The sequence below is a fragment of the Brachymonas sp. KE5 genome (assembly GCF_057773645.1).
On the sequence record NZ_CM173463.1, the window covers coordinates 2,007,305 to 2,023,663 of the forward strand.

At 66.0% G+C, this 16,359-nt stretch carries 15 protein-coding genes; 7 read left to right on the plus strand and 8 right to left on the minus strand.

The features are described 5' to 3' along the window. Positions 1-164 precede the first annotated feature (164 nt). Together ypfH and purN are read right to left on the minus strand one after the other, a co-directional pair. Positions 165-902, minus strand: coding sequence for an esterase (ypfH, locus tag ACX36O_RS09640; RefSeq protein WP_213361272.1), 738 nt, complete (start codon positions 900-902; stop codon positions 165-167). Beyond that, positions 899-1,513: a phosphoribosylglycinamide formyltransferase gene (gene purN / locus ACX36O_RS09645; RefSeq protein WP_213361273.1), complete on the minus strand. Its 615-nt coding sequence runs from the start codon at positions 1,511-1,513 to the stop codon at positions 899-901. Before purN ends, ypfH begins: the two co-directional genes overlap by 4 nt. A 95-nt stretch (positions 1,514-1,608) precedes the next feature. On the opposite strand from purN, the gene ACX36O_RS09650 reads away from it, so the two are divergent. The 5 genes from ACX36O_RS09650 (at position 1,609) to glmU (ending at position 8,558) form a co-directional block, all read left to right on the plus strand. Then, positions 1,609-2,478 (plus strand): hypothetical protein, encoded by an 870-nt coding sequence (locus tag ACX36O_RS09650; RefSeq protein ID WP_213361274.1) that lies wholly within the window; start codon positions 1,609-1,611, stop codon positions 2,476-2,478. A 62-nt stretch (positions 2,479-2,540) separates the two neighbouring features. Continuing rightward, positions 2,541-3,596, plus strand: coding sequence for a bifunctional riboflavin kinase/FAD synthetase (locus tag ACX36O_RS09655; RefSeq protein ID WP_213361276.1), 1,056 nt, complete (start codon positions 2,541-2,543; stop codon positions 3,594-3,596). A 147-nt stretch (positions 3,597-3,743) separates the two neighbouring features. Then, positions 3,744-6,569 (plus strand): isoleucine--tRNA ligase, encoded by a 2,826-nt coding sequence (gene ileS, locus ACX36O_RS09660; RefSeq protein ID WP_488359699.1) that lies wholly within the window; start codon positions 3,744-3,746, stop codon positions 6,567-6,569. After that, positions 6,570-7,121 (plus strand): signal peptidase II, encoded by a 552-nt coding sequence (lspA, locus tag ACX36O_RS09665; RefSeq protein ID WP_213361280.1) that lies wholly within the window; start codon positions 6,570-6,572, stop codon positions 7,119-7,121. It begins immediately after the preceding gene. A 36-nt stretch (positions 7,122-7,157) separates the two neighbouring features. Further along, positions 7,158-8,558 (plus strand): bifunctional UDP-N-acetylglucosamine diphosphorylase/glucosamine-1-phosphate N-acetyltransferase GlmU, encoded by a 1,401-nt coding sequence (gene glmU / locus ACX36O_RS09670; RefSeq protein ID WP_371686532.1) that lies wholly within the window; start codon positions 7,158-7,160, stop codon positions 8,556-8,558. Positions 8,559-8,577: 19 nt separating this feature from the next. Here glmU and ACX36O_RS09675 read toward each other — a convergent pair whose 3' ends face one another. The 3 genes from ACX36O_RS09675 to ACX36O_RS09685 form a co-directional block, all read right to left on the minus strand. Beyond that, positions 8,578-8,922 carry a chaperone modulator CbpM gene (locus tag ACX36O_RS09675; protein ID WP_250131029.1) on the minus strand — a complete coding sequence of 115 codons (345 nt, stop codon included), beginning with the start codon at positions 8,920-8,922 and terminating at the stop codon, positions 8,578-8,580. Between the two features lie 33 nt (positions 8,923-8,955). Continuing rightward, the gene (locus ACX36O_RS09680) at positions 8,956-9,936 is read right to left on the minus strand and encodes a DnaJ C-terminal domain-containing protein (protein ID WP_488359700.1); all 981 of its coding nucleotides are present in this window, start codon (positions 9,934-9,936) and stop codon (positions 8,956-8,958) included. A gap of 95 nt (positions 9,937-10,031) precedes the next feature. Continuing rightward, positions 10,032-10,547 carry an Lrp/AsnC family transcriptional regulator gene (locus ACX36O_RS09685; RefSeq protein ID WP_371686533.1) on the minus strand — a complete coding sequence of 172 codons (516 nt, stop codon included), beginning with the start codon at positions 10,545-10,547 and terminating at the stop codon, positions 10,032-10,034. Positions 10,548-10,687: 140 nt separating this feature from the next. Here ACX36O_RS09685 and glmS point away from each other — a divergent pair, with 140 nt between their 5' ends. After that, positions 10,688-12,550, plus strand: a complete 1,863-nt coding sequence (gene glmS, locus ACX36O_RS09690; RefSeq protein WP_371686534.1) for a glutamine--fructose-6-phosphate transaminase (isomerizing) — start codon at positions 10,688-10,690, stop codon at positions 12,548-12,550. Positions 12,551-12,556: 6 nt separating this feature from the next. After that, complete coding sequence (locus ACX36O_RS09695) at positions 12,557-13,348, plus strand: alpha/beta fold hydrolase (protein ID WP_213361285.1); 792 nt, start codon at positions 12,557-12,559, stop codon at positions 13,346-13,348. Between the two features lie 133 nt (positions 13,349-13,481). Here the strand turns inward: ACX36O_RS09695 and ACX36O_RS09700 are convergent, their stop codons facing one another. The 3 genes from ACX36O_RS09700 to ACX36O_RS09710 form a co-directional block, all read right to left on the minus strand. Beyond that, the gene (locus tag ACX36O_RS09700) at positions 13,482-14,495 is read right to left on the minus strand and encodes a sodium:calcium antiporter (protein ID WP_213361286.1); all 1,014 of its coding nucleotides are present in this window, start codon (positions 14,493-14,495) and stop codon (positions 13,482-13,484) included. Positions 14,496-14,630: 135 nt separating this feature from the next. Then, the gene (locus ACX36O_RS09705) at positions 14,631-15,398 is read right to left on the minus strand and encodes a transporter (protein ID WP_213361288.1); all 768 of its coding nucleotides are present in this window, start codon (positions 15,396-15,398) and stop codon (positions 14,631-14,633) included. Between the two features lie 132 nt (positions 15,399-15,530). After that, entirely contained in the window at positions 15,531-16,346 is an 816-nt protein-coding gene (locus tag ACX36O_RS09710) for a dihydrodipicolinate reductase C-terminal domain-containing protein (RefSeq protein ID WP_213361289.1), read from the minus strand. Positions 16,347-16,359: the final 13 nt, after the last annotated feature.

The following is a 16,359-nucleotide window of genomic DNA, read 5'->3' on the forward strand; positions in this document are numbered from 1 at the left end:
CCAAGGGTTGCAGAGATTTCTATGGTGACGGCTGGTCGCCAAAAGTCAATAGCCCTACAAGCTGTTACCGCACCGGCGGGTGACGGTGCTGATGCAGGTCAAGCCCCCTACTGAATGGCTGCGGAGACCCTGCTTCCTGCATCCGGCTCCCGCGCTGGGGAGTTCTAGTGCAGTGGCGAAGGCGGCGGCGTCTCCGGTTGCCCCGCTTCGGCCATTGCCTGACGCCACAGGCGCAGCGGCACGTGGTTGGCCAGCAGATGGAAGATGCGCTGCTCCATCTCCTCGGTCACGCAATGGCCGGTTTCGGGAAACACGTCGACGGAGAAGTCCGCATCCAGATCCCGCAACCGATAGCCCGCCTCCACCGCGGCCTGGTAGGGCATGACATCGTCGTTCTTGCCGTGCATCCAGTGGATGCAGGTGTGCTGGTGCATCTGCTCGGGCAGGCGATCGAAGCGGCCGGCCACGGCAAACAGGCGCGCGGCGAGGTCATGCTCGAGCGCCACGGTTTCCAGCGCCACCGTTGCAGACTGGGCAAAGCACAGCAGGGCCGTGCGTTCATGGCCGAGCCCGGTGTGGCGCTGCCAGGCACGCACCGTGGCGGAAAACTCCAGACGTGCCGGCAGCAGCCGCTCGGTGCGGTTCTCGTCGCGCTCGCCGCGGTGCGAGTACCACTGGAAGCCATCGCCCTCGTCGTAGGCATGGGGTGCGGCCACGCAGGCCACGATGCCCTGCGGGAACTGCCGCGCCAGGCGCTGCGCCATCTCGAGCATGTCGGACGGCTTCTGCCCCGCGCCATGGAACAGCAGGAACAACTGCTGCGGCTGTTCGGGCCAGGATGTGATCAGGTCGTGCGGCGCGGGCACCGTCACGGGAATGGCGTCGCCGGGCTGGGTCGTCATGCGGCCTCCTGCTGCAGGCTGGCCTGACGCGCAAGGCAGCGGGCAACGGCCTGCGGATAGATCAGATGTTCCTGCGTCAGCACGCGCGCAGCGAGCGTATCGGCAGTGTCGTCCGGCAGCACGGGCACCACGGCCTGCGCCAGAATCGGGCCGTGGTCCAGATCGGCCGTCACGATGTGCACGGTGGCGCCGGCAAACTGGCAGCCTGCATCCAGCGCCCGCTGGTGCGTGTGCAGCCCCGGAAAGGCCGGCAGCAGCGAGGGGTGAATGTTGAGCATGCGGCCTGCATAGCGCGCCACGAACTCCGGCGTGAGGATACGCATGAAGCCGGCCAGCACCACCAGTGAAGGCTCGTAGCGGTCGATCAGCTCCGCCAGCGCAGCATCGAAGCTGGCGCGATCGGGGAAGGCCTTGTGATCAAGCACCCCGGTGGCAATGCCCTGCTCCTGGGCAAACTTGAGGCCGCCGGCATCGGCCTTGTTGCTGATCACGGCAGCGATGCGGCCGCCGAAGCGGCGCAGCCAGTGTTCGCGCTGCGCAGCACGCACGATGGCCGCCATGTTGGAGCCGCCGCCGGAGATCAGGATCACGATGTTTTTCTGCGAAGTCATGCCCGGAATTATCCGCCATCGGCGGCGCAAGCGTGTAGGCGATACACCATGAACCGGCCGTTCCCAGCCACATGGCAGGACTAGAATGCAGGCCCATGAACCGTAAATTGCTTGTCGCGCTGCTGGCTCTGGCGGCGCTGATTGCCGGCCCCTGGTATGGCGCGCGCCAGAGCGTGCAGGCCATGGAACAGGGGCGCGAGCCCAGCGGTCTGGCGCTGAACCTGGCCTATTGGGCGGTGGTGCTGCCGGGCATGTCCTATCTGGTGGATGTGCCGCGCACGGCGCTGGCCGTCGCCTATCACCAGCACCGCGATGGCGCCGAACTGGCCGATAGCGCCCAGATGCTGCAGCGCGCCGAGCGCCTGCAGTTTCGCCTGCAGCCCTGGCTGGAAGCTTCACCGTTGAAGGCCGATGGCAGCATCGACCTGTTGCGCCTGCAGGCCCAGCAGCAGATGCTGGGCACGCTGGTACGGCTGGACCAGTGGCCGGGCAAGCTCGCCCCGCTGGTGCCGCGCCTGCAGCAGCAACTGGCCGCCGCGCTGAAAGCCCCTTCCGCTGCTTCGCTCGCCCCCCTGCAGCGCCTGCAGGTGGCCGAAACCCTGGCCATGCTGGCCGCACGCCAGCACGACAGCGCCCAGGCGGAGCAGTGGCTGGCGCTGGCCGAGCAGGCCGTGCCGCAGCCGGTTTCCATCAAGGAGCAGACGGCCGAGAACACCGCGCGCCACCTGCTGCGCCTGCGCGCCATGCTGGCCAGTTGCGCGCCCGGCCAGGAACCGCTGTTTGCCGAGTCAGCCAGCACGGCCCTGCGCCAGGGCTACGACGTGCGCCAGTTGCGCGCACAATACACTGCAGGCTGGGACCGCTCCCTGCTGTTGCTGGCGCGGCGCGATGGCACTGGCGACACCTGCCAGCGCACGGCGGATGACTATCAGCGCCTGCTGACGGCGGCGCAACCCTCGCGCTAACGCGCCGGGCTCGTGCGCATTCTTTTGCCCCAGGGGCAGCCGTGCGGCGATAATACCCGCCCATGAAGATTTTCCGCGGCTTTCGCCATTCCCAGCTCGCCCCGCGCTGCGCCCTGACCATCGGCAATTTCGATGGCGTGCACCGCGGCCACCAGGCGATGCTGGCCCTGCTGCGCAACGAGGCGCGCCATCGCGGCCTGCCCAGTTGCGCCCTCACCTTCGAGCCGCATCCGCGCGACTTCTTTGCCGAGAAGTTCAGGAAGCCGGAACTGGCCCCGGCGCGCATCGCCACCCTGCGCGACAAGCTGTCCGAACTGGCGAACAACGGCATCGACCAGACGGTGATCATCCCGTTCAACGAACAGCTGGCCTCGCTGCCCGCCGAGGAGTTCATCCGCCAGGTGCTGGTGGAAGGCCTGGGGGCGCAGTATGTGCTGGTGGGCGATGATTTCCGTTTTGGCGCGGGCCGCATCGGCGACTACGCCATGCTGGACGCCGCCGGCCGCATGCAGGGCTTCGAGGTCTCGCGCATGAACAGCTACGAGATCTCGCGCCTGACGCCGCCGGGCGAGGCCGCGCCATCGGAGCCGGGCATCCGCGTCAGCAGCACCGAGGTGCGCGAGGCGCTTGCAGCGGGCGACATGAACGAGGTCACGCGCCTGCTGGGCCGCCCCTACAGCGTCAGCGGCCATGTGGTGCATGGCCGCAAGCTGGGCCGCAGCCTGGACTTTCCCACGCTCAACCTGCGCTTTTCGCACTGGAAACCCGCCGCCAGCGGCATTTTCGTGGTGCAGGTGCACGGCCTGACGCAGGACGGACAGCCACTGCCGGGTGTGGCCAACATGGGCATCCGCCCCTCGCTCGACCCCAATGACGTGAACGGCGGACGCGTGCTGCTGGAGACGTTCTGCCTCGAATGGCCGCAGGAACTGGGGCGCGAAGGCGGCTACGGTAAAATCATCCGCGTGGAACTGCTGCACAAACTGCACGACGAACGCAAGTACGACGGTCTGGCCGCCCTGCAACAGGGCATTGCGCAAGACTGTGCCGACGCGCGCGCATGGTTTGCCGCCCGCCACAGCGAAACCCGACGCCAGACCACGCGCGACCGAATTTGACGGCCTTCGCATGGCAGGCCTGCCATGCGCGCCCGGCCTGCGGCGGCCCATGGCCCCGGCAGCGTCCGACGCCCGCATGCCCCGCCTGCCTCGTCCTGCCCGCCGCATGATGCGGCCCCTGTCCCCTCTTTCCAAGATTCCGCCGCCATGTCCGACCAGAACACCACCGACTACAGCAAGACCCTCAACCTGCCCGATACGCCCTTCCCCATGCGCGGCAACCTGCCCAAGCGCGAGCCCGACTGGGTGAAGAAGTGGGAAGACGGCAAGCTGCACGACAAGCTGCGTGCCGCCCGCGCCGGCCAGGAGAAGTTCGTGCTGCACGATGGCCCGCCCTATGCCAACGGCCAGATCCACATCGGCCACGCGGTCAACAAGATCCTGAAGGACATGATCGTGAAGGCGCGCCAGCTCAAGGGCCTGGATGCCGTTTACGTGCCGGGCTGGGACTGCCACGGCTTGCCGATCGAGAACCAGATCGAGAAGCTGCACGGCCGCAACCTGCCGCGCGACGAGGTACAGGCCAAGAGCCGCGCCTACGCCGCCGAGCAGATCGCCGGCCAGATGGCCGACTTCAAGCGCCTGGGCGTGCTGGGTGCCTGGGACAATCCGTACAAGACCATGAACTTCGGCAACGAGGCGAACGAGATCCGCGCGCTGAAGAAGATCATGGAACGCGGCTTCATCTACCGCGGCCTCAAACCGGTGTACTGGTGCTTCGACTGCGGCTCCTCGCTGGCCGAGTTCGAGATCGAATACCAGGACAAGAAGAGCACCACGCTGGACATCGCCTTCGAATGTGCGGATCCGGACAAGCTGGCTGCCGCTTTCGGCCTGCCTGGCCTGGATACGCCCGCCTTTGCCGTGATCTGGACCACCACCGCCTGGACCATTCCCGCCAACCAGGCCCTGAACATCAACCCGCACCTGAACTACGCGCTGGTCAGGACCGAGCGCGGCTATCTGCTGCTGGCGGCCTCGCTGGTCGAGAGCTGCCTGGAGCGCTTCGGCCTGCAGGGCGAGGTGGTGGGCACCACCAAGGGCGAGACCCTGGGCCTGATCCATTTCAAGCACCCGCTGTACGACGTGGACCCCGGCTACGCGCGCTTCTCGCCCGTGTACCTGGCCGACTACGCTACCGACGAGGACGGCACCGGTATCGTGCACTCCTCGCCCGCCTATGGCCTGGACGACTTCCACAGCTGCGTCACACACGGCATGAAGTACGAGGACATCCTCAACCCGGTGCAGGGCAACGGCCAGTATGAAGACGGCTTCCCGCTGTTCGGCGGCCTGCATATCTGGAAGGCGGTGCCGGTGATCATCGAGGCGCTGAAGAATGCCGGCCGTGTCCTGTCCACGCACGATATCACGCACAGCTACCCGCACTGCTGGCGCCACAAGACGCCGGTGATCTACCGCGCGGCCGCCCAGTGGTTCGTGCGCATGGACGAAGGCGAAGGCGTGTTCACCAGCGACAAGGCGCCGCGCAGCCTGCGCGAAGTGGCGCTGGAGGCCATCGAGCAGACCAGTTTCTATCCCGAGAACGGCAAGGCGCGCCTGCGCGACATGATCGCCAACCGCCCGGACTGGTGCATCTCGCGCCAGCGCAACTGGGGCGTGCCTCTGCCCTTCTTCATCCACAAGGACAGCGGCGAGCTGCACCCGCGCACCATGGAAATCATGGACCAGGCCGCCAGCATGGTGGAACGCGGCGGCATCGAGGCCTGGAGCAAGATCACGACCGAGGAGATCCTGGGCGCGGAAGAGGCCCGGCACTACACCAAGGTGAACGACACGCTGGACGTGTGGTTCGACTCCGGCACCACGCATCTGCACGTGCTGCGCGGCAGCCATGCCGATGTGCTGCAGTTTCCGGCCGACCTGTATCTGGAAGGCCATGACCAGCACCGCGGCTGGTTCCACAGCTCGCTGCTGACCGCCTGCGCCACCGATGGTCGCGCGCCCTACAAGGGCCTGCTGACGCACGGCTTCACCGTGGACGGCCAAGGCCGCAAGATGAGCAAGTCGGTTGGCAACGTGGTGGCGCCGCAGAGCGTGAGCGACAAGCTCGGCGCCGAGATCATCCGCCTGTGGGTGGCCAGCACCGACTACTCGGGCGACCTGGCGATCGACGACAAGATCCTGGCGCGCGTGGTTGATGCCTACCGCCGCATCCGCAACACGCTGCGCTTCCTGCTGGCCAACATCAGCGATTTCGACATCGCACGCGATGCCGTGGCCGATGCCGAGCTGTTCGAGGTGGACCGCTTTGCGCTGGGCCGTGCCGCGGCGCTGCAGACCGACATCCTGGCGCACTACGAGGTGTACGAGTTCCACCCGGTGGTGGCCAAGCTGCAGCATTTCTGCAGCGAATTCCTGGGCGGCTTCTACCTGGACGTGCTGAAGGACCGCCTGTACACGACCAAGGCCGACAGCCGCGCCCGCCGCAGCGCCCAGACCGCGCTGTACCACATCACGCACGCCATGCTGCGCTGGATGGCGCCGTTCCTGAGCTTTACCGCCGAAGAGGCGTGGGAAATCATCGGCAGCAGCGACTCGATCTTCATCGAAACCTACAGCACCCTGCCCGCCACCGATGATCTGCTGGCCGTGAAATGGGAGCGCCTGCTGGACATCCGTGCCGCTGCCAACAAGGAAATCGAGGCTGTGCGCGAACAGGGCCAGGTCGGCTCCTCGCTGCAGGCCAACCTCACCATCACGGCGCCGTCTGACGATCTGGCCGCCCTGCAAAGCCTGGGCGATGACCTGAAGTTCATCTTCATCACCTCGCAGGTGACGCTGCAAGCCGGCGATGCGCTGGCGATCAGCGTGACGCCCTCTTCCGCGCAGAAATGCGAACGCTGCTGGCACTACCGCGACGATGTGGGCATAAACCCCGAGCATCCCACCATCTGCGGCCGCTGCGACAGCAACCTGCACGGCGCCGGCGAAGCGCGGGAGTTTGCATAAATGGCGACGACCACCCGCAGCCGCACCGGCACCGCCCGCAAAACCACGCGCAGCAGCGACAGCAGCCTCGGCCTGTGGCTGGCCGTGGCCGCGCTGTGGCTGATCTTCGACCAGTTCACCAAGGTGCTGATCGTCCAGAACTACCAGCTGGGCGATGCCACCTTCGTCACCAACTTCTTCAACGTGGTGCGCGTGCACAACTATGGCGCGGCCTTCTCCTTCCTGGCGCAGGCGGGCGGCTGGCAGCGCTGGTTTTTCATGGGCATCGGCATTGCGGCGGCGACCTTCATCATCTGGATGCTCCGCACGCACCCGCACCAGAAGCTGTTCAGCTTTGCCATGGCCAGCCTGCTGGGCGGCGCCATCGGCAACGTGATCGACCGCGTGTGGCATGGCTATGTGGTGGACTTTCTGGACTTCCACTGGAATTTCCTGAGCCCGCTGTTCCATCAGGGGCACTTTCCGGCCTTCAACGTCGCGGATACCGCCATCACGATTGGGGCGATCTGCCTGATCCTGGACGAGATCCTGCGCGTGCGCAAAACGCGCTGAGCGGGCTGGCTAATCTCCCTTCGCATTCTTTTCACCATGAACCACCCTCTCGACATCGTCATCATGGCTGCCGGCAAAGGCACCCGCATGAAGAGCGCCACGCCCAAAGTGCTGCAGAAGCTGGCCCACCAGGGACTGGTGCAGCATGTGCTGGATACGGCAGCGCAGCTGCAGGCGCGCAAGGTGGTGGTGATCACCGGCCACGGTGCAGAACAGGTGGAAGCGGCGCTCGCTGTGGCCGCAGAGACGCAACCCAGGCGCGAATTCGTGCGCCAGATGCCGCAGCTCGGCACCGGCCATGCCGTGCAGCAGGCGGTGCCGGTGCTGGACGACGACGGCATTGTGGTGATCCTGTCCGGCGACGTGCCGCTGACCCAGGCCGACACCGTGCAGGCGCTGGTGCAGCAGTGCGGCGGCGACAAGCTGGCGCTGCTGACGCTGCGCATGGAGAACCCCTTCGGCTACGGCCGCATCGTGCGAGATGCCTATGACAACGTGGAGCGTATCGTCGAACAGAAAGACGGCACGCCGGACGAACTGGCGGTCAAGGAAATCTACAGCGGCATCATGGCCGCGCCGGCGCGCCTGCTCAAGCAGTGGCTGGGGCGTATCGACAACAATAACGCGCAAAACGAGTACTACCTGACGGACGTGGTCAAGCTGGCCGTGGCCGATGGCGTGCCGGTGCTGGCGCATGTGATCAGCGACGCGGTGCAGGTAGCCGGCGTGAACAGCCCGCTGCAACTGGCCGAGCTCGAGCGCGAGTACCAGAAGCGCCAGGCCGAGCGCCTGATGGGAGACGGTGTGCGTTTGCGCGATCCCGCGCGCTTCGATCTGCGCGGCACGCTTTCCTGCGGTCAGGATGTGGAAATCGACGTGAACTGCGTGTTCGAAGGCAGCGTGAAGCTGGGCAGCAATGTGCGCATCGGCGCCAACTGCGTGCTGGCCAACTGCGAGATCGGCGATGGCGCGGTGATCCACCCCTTCACCAATGTCGAAGGCGAGAAGCTGGGCGTGCGCGTCGGTGCCGGCGCGCTGATCGGGCCGTTTGCCCGTTTGCGCCCGGGTGCCGATCTGGGCGAGGAAGTGCATATCGGCAACTTCGTCGAGGTGAAGAACTCCACCCTGGCCAAGGGTGCCAAGGCCAACCATCTGGCCTATCTGGGCGATGCCACCGTGGGCGAGCGCGTGAACTACGGGGCCGGCTCCATCACGGCCAACTACGATGGCGCCAATAAGCACCGCACGGTGATCGAGGCCGATGTGCACATCGGCAGCAACAGCGTGCTGGTGGCACCGGTGACGATTGGCGCCGGTGGCACCGTGGGCGCCGGCAGCACGATTGGCCGCGACACGCCGCCGAATGCCCTGAGCGTGGTGCGCGGCCGGCTGGTGCAGAAGGAAAACTACCAGCGGCCGGTGAAAATCAAGAAGTAAGCGCCGCCCCCCGCTGTCCTCAAAGCATCGCCAGGCGGCGGCGCAAGTCGGCCACTTCCTCCATCAGATCCACCGTCATGGCCGCCAGTTGCGGGTCGGCATCGAACATCTGTTCCAGATCGGCCAGGCGGCGCGCCCGGATGGCGGTGGTGCAGGAAAAGCGCCAGGTGCCCAGGTCGTCCGCCGCCACGTGCGGATCGCCGCTGATCTGCGTGATGGAGAGCACGCCCTCCTGCACGCGTGCGCTGACCCAGTCCGGGGCCATGCGGCAGGCGCGGGCCAGCTCTTCCAGCGTCATCGAGTGGTCGCTCAGCAGCTCGGTCAGGTCGGCGGGAACGCTCACGGTGGTGTGCATCATTGCCATGGTTCGTCCTTTCAGTCAGTCGCGAACGGCCGCTCAGGCCAGACGGGGGTTGAAGCCGGGGTAGGCCTTGGCCAGGTTCTCCCAGGCCGCACGCTGCTCGGCCGTGACGGCGCCCGGAATGGCGGGCTCCAGCTCCAGATACAGATCGCCCGGCTCGGCAGAGGGGATGCCGCGGCCCTTCAGGCGCAACTTGCGGCCACTGCCCGATCCGGCCGGGACGGTCACCTCGACCGTCCCACCGGCTGGCGTGGTCACCTCGATGGCGCCGCCAATGGCAGCTTCCCAGGGGGATACACGCACGCGCTGATAGACGTCCTTGCCCTGCACGCGCCAACGCGCATCCTCGCGGAATACGACCTGCAGCATCAGATCGCCCGCCGGCCCGCCGCCGAAACCCGGACTGCCCTGCCCGGCCAGACGGATCATCTGGCCTTCGCGCACGCCCTTGGGAATTTTCACCTGCAGGCTGCGCTGCTCGGGAATGACGTGGCCCTGCTCGTCCAGGCGCGCACTTTGCAGCGTGATGGTGCGCTCGACGCCCATATAGGCATCGCGCAGCTCCAGTTCGATCTTGGCGTGATGGTCTTCACCGCGCATGCTGTGGCTGCCGCCGTGGGCACGTCCTCCGCGCTGGGCGCGTTGTGCGCGCGCGGCCTGGCCGAACAGCTGTTCGAAGAAGTCGCTGTAGTTGCCATCGCCGGAGAAACCCTGAAAGCCGCCGCCACCATCGGTGAATTCGAAACCGGCATCCCAGTTCGGGGGCGGTTGGTAATTGCCGTCCGGGCCCATGCCGGCCTGCCAGTTGGCGCCGAGCTTGTCGTAGGCGGCCCGCTTTTCGGGGTCGGAGAGCACGGTGTTGGCCTCGTTCACCTCGGCCATGCGCGCGGCGGCATCCGGCTCCTTGCTCACGTCCGGGTGATACTTGCGGGCCAGCTTGCGAAAGGCCTTCTTGATGTCATCGGCCGTGGCGCCCTTATCGACGCCCAGCACCTTGTAGTAGTCCTTGAACTCCATGAATGACGGCTCCTGTGGGTGGACTGCCAGCCGCCCGCCGCCTGGCGGACGTGCTCGCTGCCATTATGGGCATATAGGGATGCGCTGCGGACAAATCAACTGCGCGCGATGCGCTCCGGGAAGGGAATCCGCGTGCTGAACTTGGCTCGCTTCACGCTGAAGAACGAACGCACGTTGCGCACATTGGCATTGCGCGTGAACAGGCGCTGGCTCAGCGCCATGAAGGCCGGCATGTCGGCCACAGTGGCAATCAGGATGAAATCCGGCCCGGGCGAGGTGCGGTAGCACTGCTGGATGGCGGGCTCGGCCACCGCAAGCTGTTCGAACTGCTGCTGCTCCTCCTCGGCCTGCACGTCGAGCGTGACTTCGACAATCGCGGTGAGGCCGGCGCCGGTCAGCGCGCGCAGGGCGTCTCCACCAAGGATGCTGACGGTGCGCTCGATCAACCCCAGCGCCTGCAGCCGGCGCACGCGACGCAGGCAGGTGGGGGGCGAGATATGGCAGCGCTCGGCCAGCGCCTGATTGGTCAGGCTGGCATCCTGCTGCAACTGCTCGAGCAGGCGCCAGTCGGCAGCATCCAGCTCGACTCCGCCAACATCGTATTCATTCATTTCATGAAAATTAAAAAAGTGAAATTTTTATTGATTGGCAAGTTATGGAGAAATTTTATTTCTTTGTACTTGATATTTCAACACTAAATTTCTCACACGATTTCCTATGATTCGGCATATCTATTGTCTGGAGCAAGAACATGTGCGGAATCGTCGGTGGAGTGGGAAGCAGCAACGTGGTGCCGGTGCTGGTGCAGGGCCTGCAGCGTCTGGAATACCGCGGCTATGACTCCTGCGGCGTGGCCGTATGGAACGACGGCCTCAAGCGCGCCCGCAGCACCTCGCGCGTAGCCGAGCTGCTGGAGCAGGTGCAGCACGACAAGCTCGATGGCTATACCGGCATTGCCCACACGCGCTGGGCCACACATGGCGCGCCCGCCGTGCACAATGCGCATCCGCACTTCAGCTACGGCCCCCATGTGGATGCCGCCAACACGGCCAACAAGCCGGGCCGCATCGCGCTGGTGCACAACGGCATCATCGAGAACCACGACGCGCTGCGCGCCGAGCTGCAGGCCAAGGGCTATGCCTTTGCCAGCCAGACCGATACCGAAGTCATCGCGCACCTGATCGATTCGCTCTACAACGGCGACCTGTTCGATGCCGTCAAGCAGGCGCTGGCGCGTTTGCATGGCGCCTATGCCGTGGCGGTGATCGCGCGTGACGAGCCCCACCGCATCGTCGGCGGCCGCGCCGGCTCGCCGCTCATCCTGGGCATCGGCTCCGATGGCGCGCACTATCTGGCCAGTGATGCCATGGCCCTGGCCGGCGTGACCGACCAGATCATCTATCTGGAAGAAGGCGACGTGGTCGACCTGCAGCCGGGCAAGTACTGGATCGAGAATGCCGGCCAGCGCCTGACGGCGCAGGACCGCCCGGTCAAGACCGTGCACGCCCACAGCGGCGCCGCCGAACTCGGCCCCTACCGCCACTACATGCAGAAGGAAATCTTCGAGCAGCCGCGTGCGCTGGCCGATACGCTGGAAGGCGTGGCGGGCATCGTTCCCGAGCTGTTCGGCGACGGTGCCTATCGCATCTTCAAGGAGATCGACCGCATCCTGATCCTGTCCTGCGGCACCAGCTACTACAGCGGCTGCACGGCCAAGTACTGGCTCGAAGCCATCGCCGGCATCCCGACCGATGTGGAAATTGCCAGCGAGTACCGCTACCGCACCAGCGTGCCGAATCCGAAAACGCTGATTGTCACCATCAGCCAGAGCGGCGAAACCGCCGACACGCTGGCCGCGTTGCGCCATGCCAAGTCGCTCGGCATGACGCACACCCTGACGGTCTGCAACGTCTCCACCAGTGCCATGGTACGCGAATGCGAGCTGGCCTATATCACGCGTGCCGGCGTGGAAATCGGCGTGGCTTCGACCAAGGCCTTTACCACCCAGCTGGCCGGCCTGTTTCTGCTGACACTGGCAATCGGCCAGGTCAAGGGCACCATCCCCGAGGACAAGCAGGACGAGTACCTGCAGCGCATGCGCCATCTGCCGCTGGCCATTCAGGCCGTGCTGGCGCTGGAGCCGCAGATGATCCAGTGGTCGGAAGCCTTCGCCAAGAAGGACAACGCCCTGTTCCTGGGCCGCGGCATGCACTATCCGATCGCGCTGGAAGGCGCGCTCAAGCTCAAGGAAATCAGCTACATCCACGCCGAGGCCTATCCGGCCGGCGAGCTCAAGCACGGTCCGCTGGCGCTGGTGACCGAAGCCATGCCGGTGGTGGTGGTGGCGCCCAACGACGAGCTGATCGACAAGCTCAAGAGCAACATGCAGGAAGTGCGTGCGCGCGGCGGGGTACTGTATGTGCTGGCCGATGCGGACAGCAACATCCAGAGCGAGGAAGGCATCCATGTGATCCGCATGCCGGAGCACTACGGCAGCCTGAGCCCCATCCTGCACGTGGTGCCGCTGCAGCTGCTGGCCTACCACACGGCCTGCGCCAAGGGGACGGATGTGGACAAGCCGCGGAATCTGGCGAAGAGCGTGACGGTGGAGTAATTTCCGGTGTCAGCTGCTGTGCAAGACCAGTTCATCACCGGCACACAAGGCCGGCTGTTCGTCCGCAACTGGACGCCCGCGAGCAGCGACAGCGCGCAGGCGCCAATCATCCTGTTTCACGACTCGCTCGGCAGCGTGGAGCTGTGGCGCAGCTTTCCGCAGGCGCTCAGCACGGGCACCGGGCGGCAGGTAGTTGCCTATGACCGGCTCGGCTTCGGCCGCTCCGACGCCTATCCCGCCACGCTGCCGCTCGACTTCATCGCGCGGGAGGCGGAGGATGACTTTGCCGTGCTGATCCGGGCACTGGGCTTGCAGCAGTTCATCCTGCTCGGCCACAGCGTGGGGGGAGGCATTGCGGTGAACTGTGCGGCGCGCTATCCGCAACAGTGTGCCGGTCTGGTCACCATGGCGGCGCAGGCCTTTCGCGAAGAACGCACGGTGCGCGGGCTGGAAGAGGCGCGCGTCCTGTTCCAGGATCCGGCGCAACTCGAGCGGCTGAAGAAGTACCACGGCGACAAGGCCCGCTGGGTGCTGGATGCGTGGATCGATTCCTGGCTGCATCCGGAGTTCGAGCACTGGAGCCTGCGCCCGGTGCTGCCCGAGGTGCGCTGCCCTGTCCTGGCCATTCATGGCAGCGAGGACGAGTACGGTTCGAGCGCGCATCCCGAGCAGATCGGCGCGCTCTCGGGCGGGCCGGCGCGCGTGGAGATCATGGCCGAGACGCGCCACCTGCCGCACCGCGAGCGCGAAGATGAGGTGGTGCGCCTGGTGGCGGAGTTCGTCCGGCCTCTGGCATAAATCCGCCAGCCCGGCAGCGCCTGCCACCCGGCATCAGCCCTGAGCCCCGAGCCCCGAGCCCTGAGCCCTGAGCCCTGAGCCCTGAGCCCTGAGCCCTGAGCCCTGAGCCCTGAGCCCTGAGCCCCGCAGCGTATCAGCCGGAAGCGTCCAGAAAAATCCAGATCGCGTTCAGCGCATACACGGCCGCAATGCCGACACTGATCCAGCTTACCAGCCGCAGCACCTTGCCCCGCGGCCGCATCACCAGGCCGATGATGACCATGCCCGACATCAGCATCGCCGCCAGAATGGTGCCCATGTGCGCCGGCGAGGCCGCGGCCAGGAGCGGCCCCGGCACGTAGAAAGCATCGTCGATCGACAGGATCAGCACGTTGAACAGATTGCTGCCCAGCAGGTTGCCAAGCGCCATGTCGAGCGCCCCCATGCGCAGCGCCGCCAGGGTGACGGAAATTTCGGGCAAGGTGGTGACCAGCGCCATCAGCACCGTTCCGGCAAAGCTGCGCGACAGGCCGACATGCGCGGAGAGCGCATCCACCACCCAGGGCAGCGCACTGCCCGCCAGCAGCACGGTCGTGGCCGAGAAGACGAAATTGCGCCAGGTCTGCATGCGCTCGGCACGCGGAGTTTCCGGCGGCAGCGCGATGCCGTCCAGGCCTTCGAGCAAGCGTCGCTCATGCTGGTGCACACTGCGCAAGGCCAGCAGGTACAGGCCCAGCAGCAGCGGACTGAACACGCCGATGTAGAGCACATCCGCCAGCAGTTCGCCCACCAGCAGCCCCAGCGCGACAAAACCCAGCATCACCACGCCGAAGGCGGCCGACAGCACGTGGGTGTCGCTGGCGTGGCGGTAGAGCGGTTCGCGGCGCTGCACCATGTCCACCACCACCAGGAACAGCAGGTTGAATACGCAGGCCCCCAGCGCATTGCCCACGGCCAGGTTGGGCGCCTGCACCACGGTGACGGAACTGATGCCCGAGGCGAGCTCGGGCAGCGAGGTGATGGTGGCCAGCATGGCCAGGCCGACCCAGCCGCGCCCCCAGCCGTAGATCTCGGCCAGCCGGTCGGCGCTGCGGCTGAGCGAGTAGCCGGCCCAGGCAATCACCACGGCACAGGCCAGCAACTGAAGCAGGATCCAGGCAAGCGTCACGCCCCCTCCTTTCATCGAAGATCAGGACCAGTGTACCCTCCTGCTCACCCGCTGGCGGGTTCCTCCACGATGGCCCTGCCGGCCCCGGCGGCCATTGCGGACAGGGAACCAGCGCCGCCTCCTGCGGGCAGACGCTTACCAGCGCACCGTCAAGCCGGCGCCCACGGTATGCGTCACCGGGCCGGATTGCAGGCTGCGGCGGTAGCCCAGATCGAGGTCCACATCCTTGTTCAGGTGGTAGATGCCGCCCAGCAAGGCGTAGGACTGCGTACGCGGCCCTTCACGGTCGGCATTGCGATTCGCGCCGACGTCCAGGGCCAGCGTCCAGTCTGCATGCGGCGCGTACAGCAGCGCCGTGGAAGCACTCCACAGGCCCTTGCGCTGGCCATCGCGGTTGTCGTTGTGGGTGCCGCCCACATTCACCAGCCAGGTCAGCGGCTCGGCCTCGTACTGCGCCAGCAGGTGCAGCGCAGTCGTGGCGCGGCCATTGCCCAGGCCCTTGTCATGGTTGCCGCTCGGCAAGGTCAGCACCGGCTTGAGTGCCAGCGACCAGCGCTCGCCCAAATGGAAGCGCCACTTGGCCTGCAGCGTCACATCGCCCACGCCCTGCTGGCGCGCCTCGCCAGGTACCCGGTAGGAGGTGTGCGGCAGGCTGATGCCGAGGTCGACATCGTCATGCACGCCGTAGGCAAAGCCGGCGCTGGAGGACTGTACGCGCTCGATGCCCGCGTCGGTGCGGGTGCGGTCATGGTCGCTGCTCAGTTCGAACTGGCTGTGGCCCTTGCCCTGGGTGCCGGTATCGTCGGTGATGAGGGGATGCGCCGCCATGGCGGCGCCAGCCAGCAGGGACAAACCTGCTCCGGCAAGCAGGCGGGAGCAATGGGAGAGGGACAGAAAAGACATGATGATCTGGGTCAGGTGACAAAGTCGCACATTATCGCAACTCAATTGCAATAAATGCGATCCAGATTACAATTTTTTAACCATGCAGGCCCGGCCGACAGACTCTGCGCACGCCAGGCCCCGCCCCGCCGCTTACCCCGCGTCTGCGGGAGGCGCCCCCGCCGCATCCTTGGGCAGCGCGCAATCCAGCTGGAAGTACGGGCGCATCAGGTCTTCCATGGTGTAGAAGCCGGCCGACTTGTCACGCAGATTGTCGAGCGCAAACAGAATGCCATTCCCAAAGGCCTCGCGCGCGATCGATTCGTGCTTGAGCCGCACCGTCTGGTACGGAAAGCCGAACAGCACCTCGTGCACGCCGATGATGCCGCCCGCCCGCACGGCGCGGATGCGGTCATGCTCGATGCCCAGTTCGCCGGCAATCACCTTGGCCGTGCCCGACACCTCGGGCTTGCTGCGGAAGTGCTCCTCGAACACCTCCACGTCGATATCCGGCAGGATGCGGCGCAGCACCTTGGCCGCCATCAGCAGGAAGTTGATGCCCACCGTGATGTTGGGGCTGTGCATGACGACGGTACGCTCTGCCAGCTGACGCAGCAGCTCCAGGCGTTCCTCGGGATAGTCCGAAATCGCAGAGATGATGGTGATGCCGCGGCTGGCCGCTGCTTCGCCGTAGTAGAGCACGCCATCCTCGCCCGAGAAGTCGACGATGGCATCGACCGGGAAGCGGTCGAGCAAGGCGCCGGCATCCATTTCGTCGATGGTGTGGAACGGGGCCGGATGCGGCGACTCCACGCCCAGCACTTCGGCCACGGACTGGTGCCTGCTGCTCATCGAACGGCGCACCACCCACTCCAGATGGGTCTGGGGGGCATTGAAGAGGACGGTCGCCACGGCGCGGCCGGTGCGGCCGAATCCCAGCATGCCGACGCGCAAGGGTTTCTTGTTCATGTTGTGCTCCTTT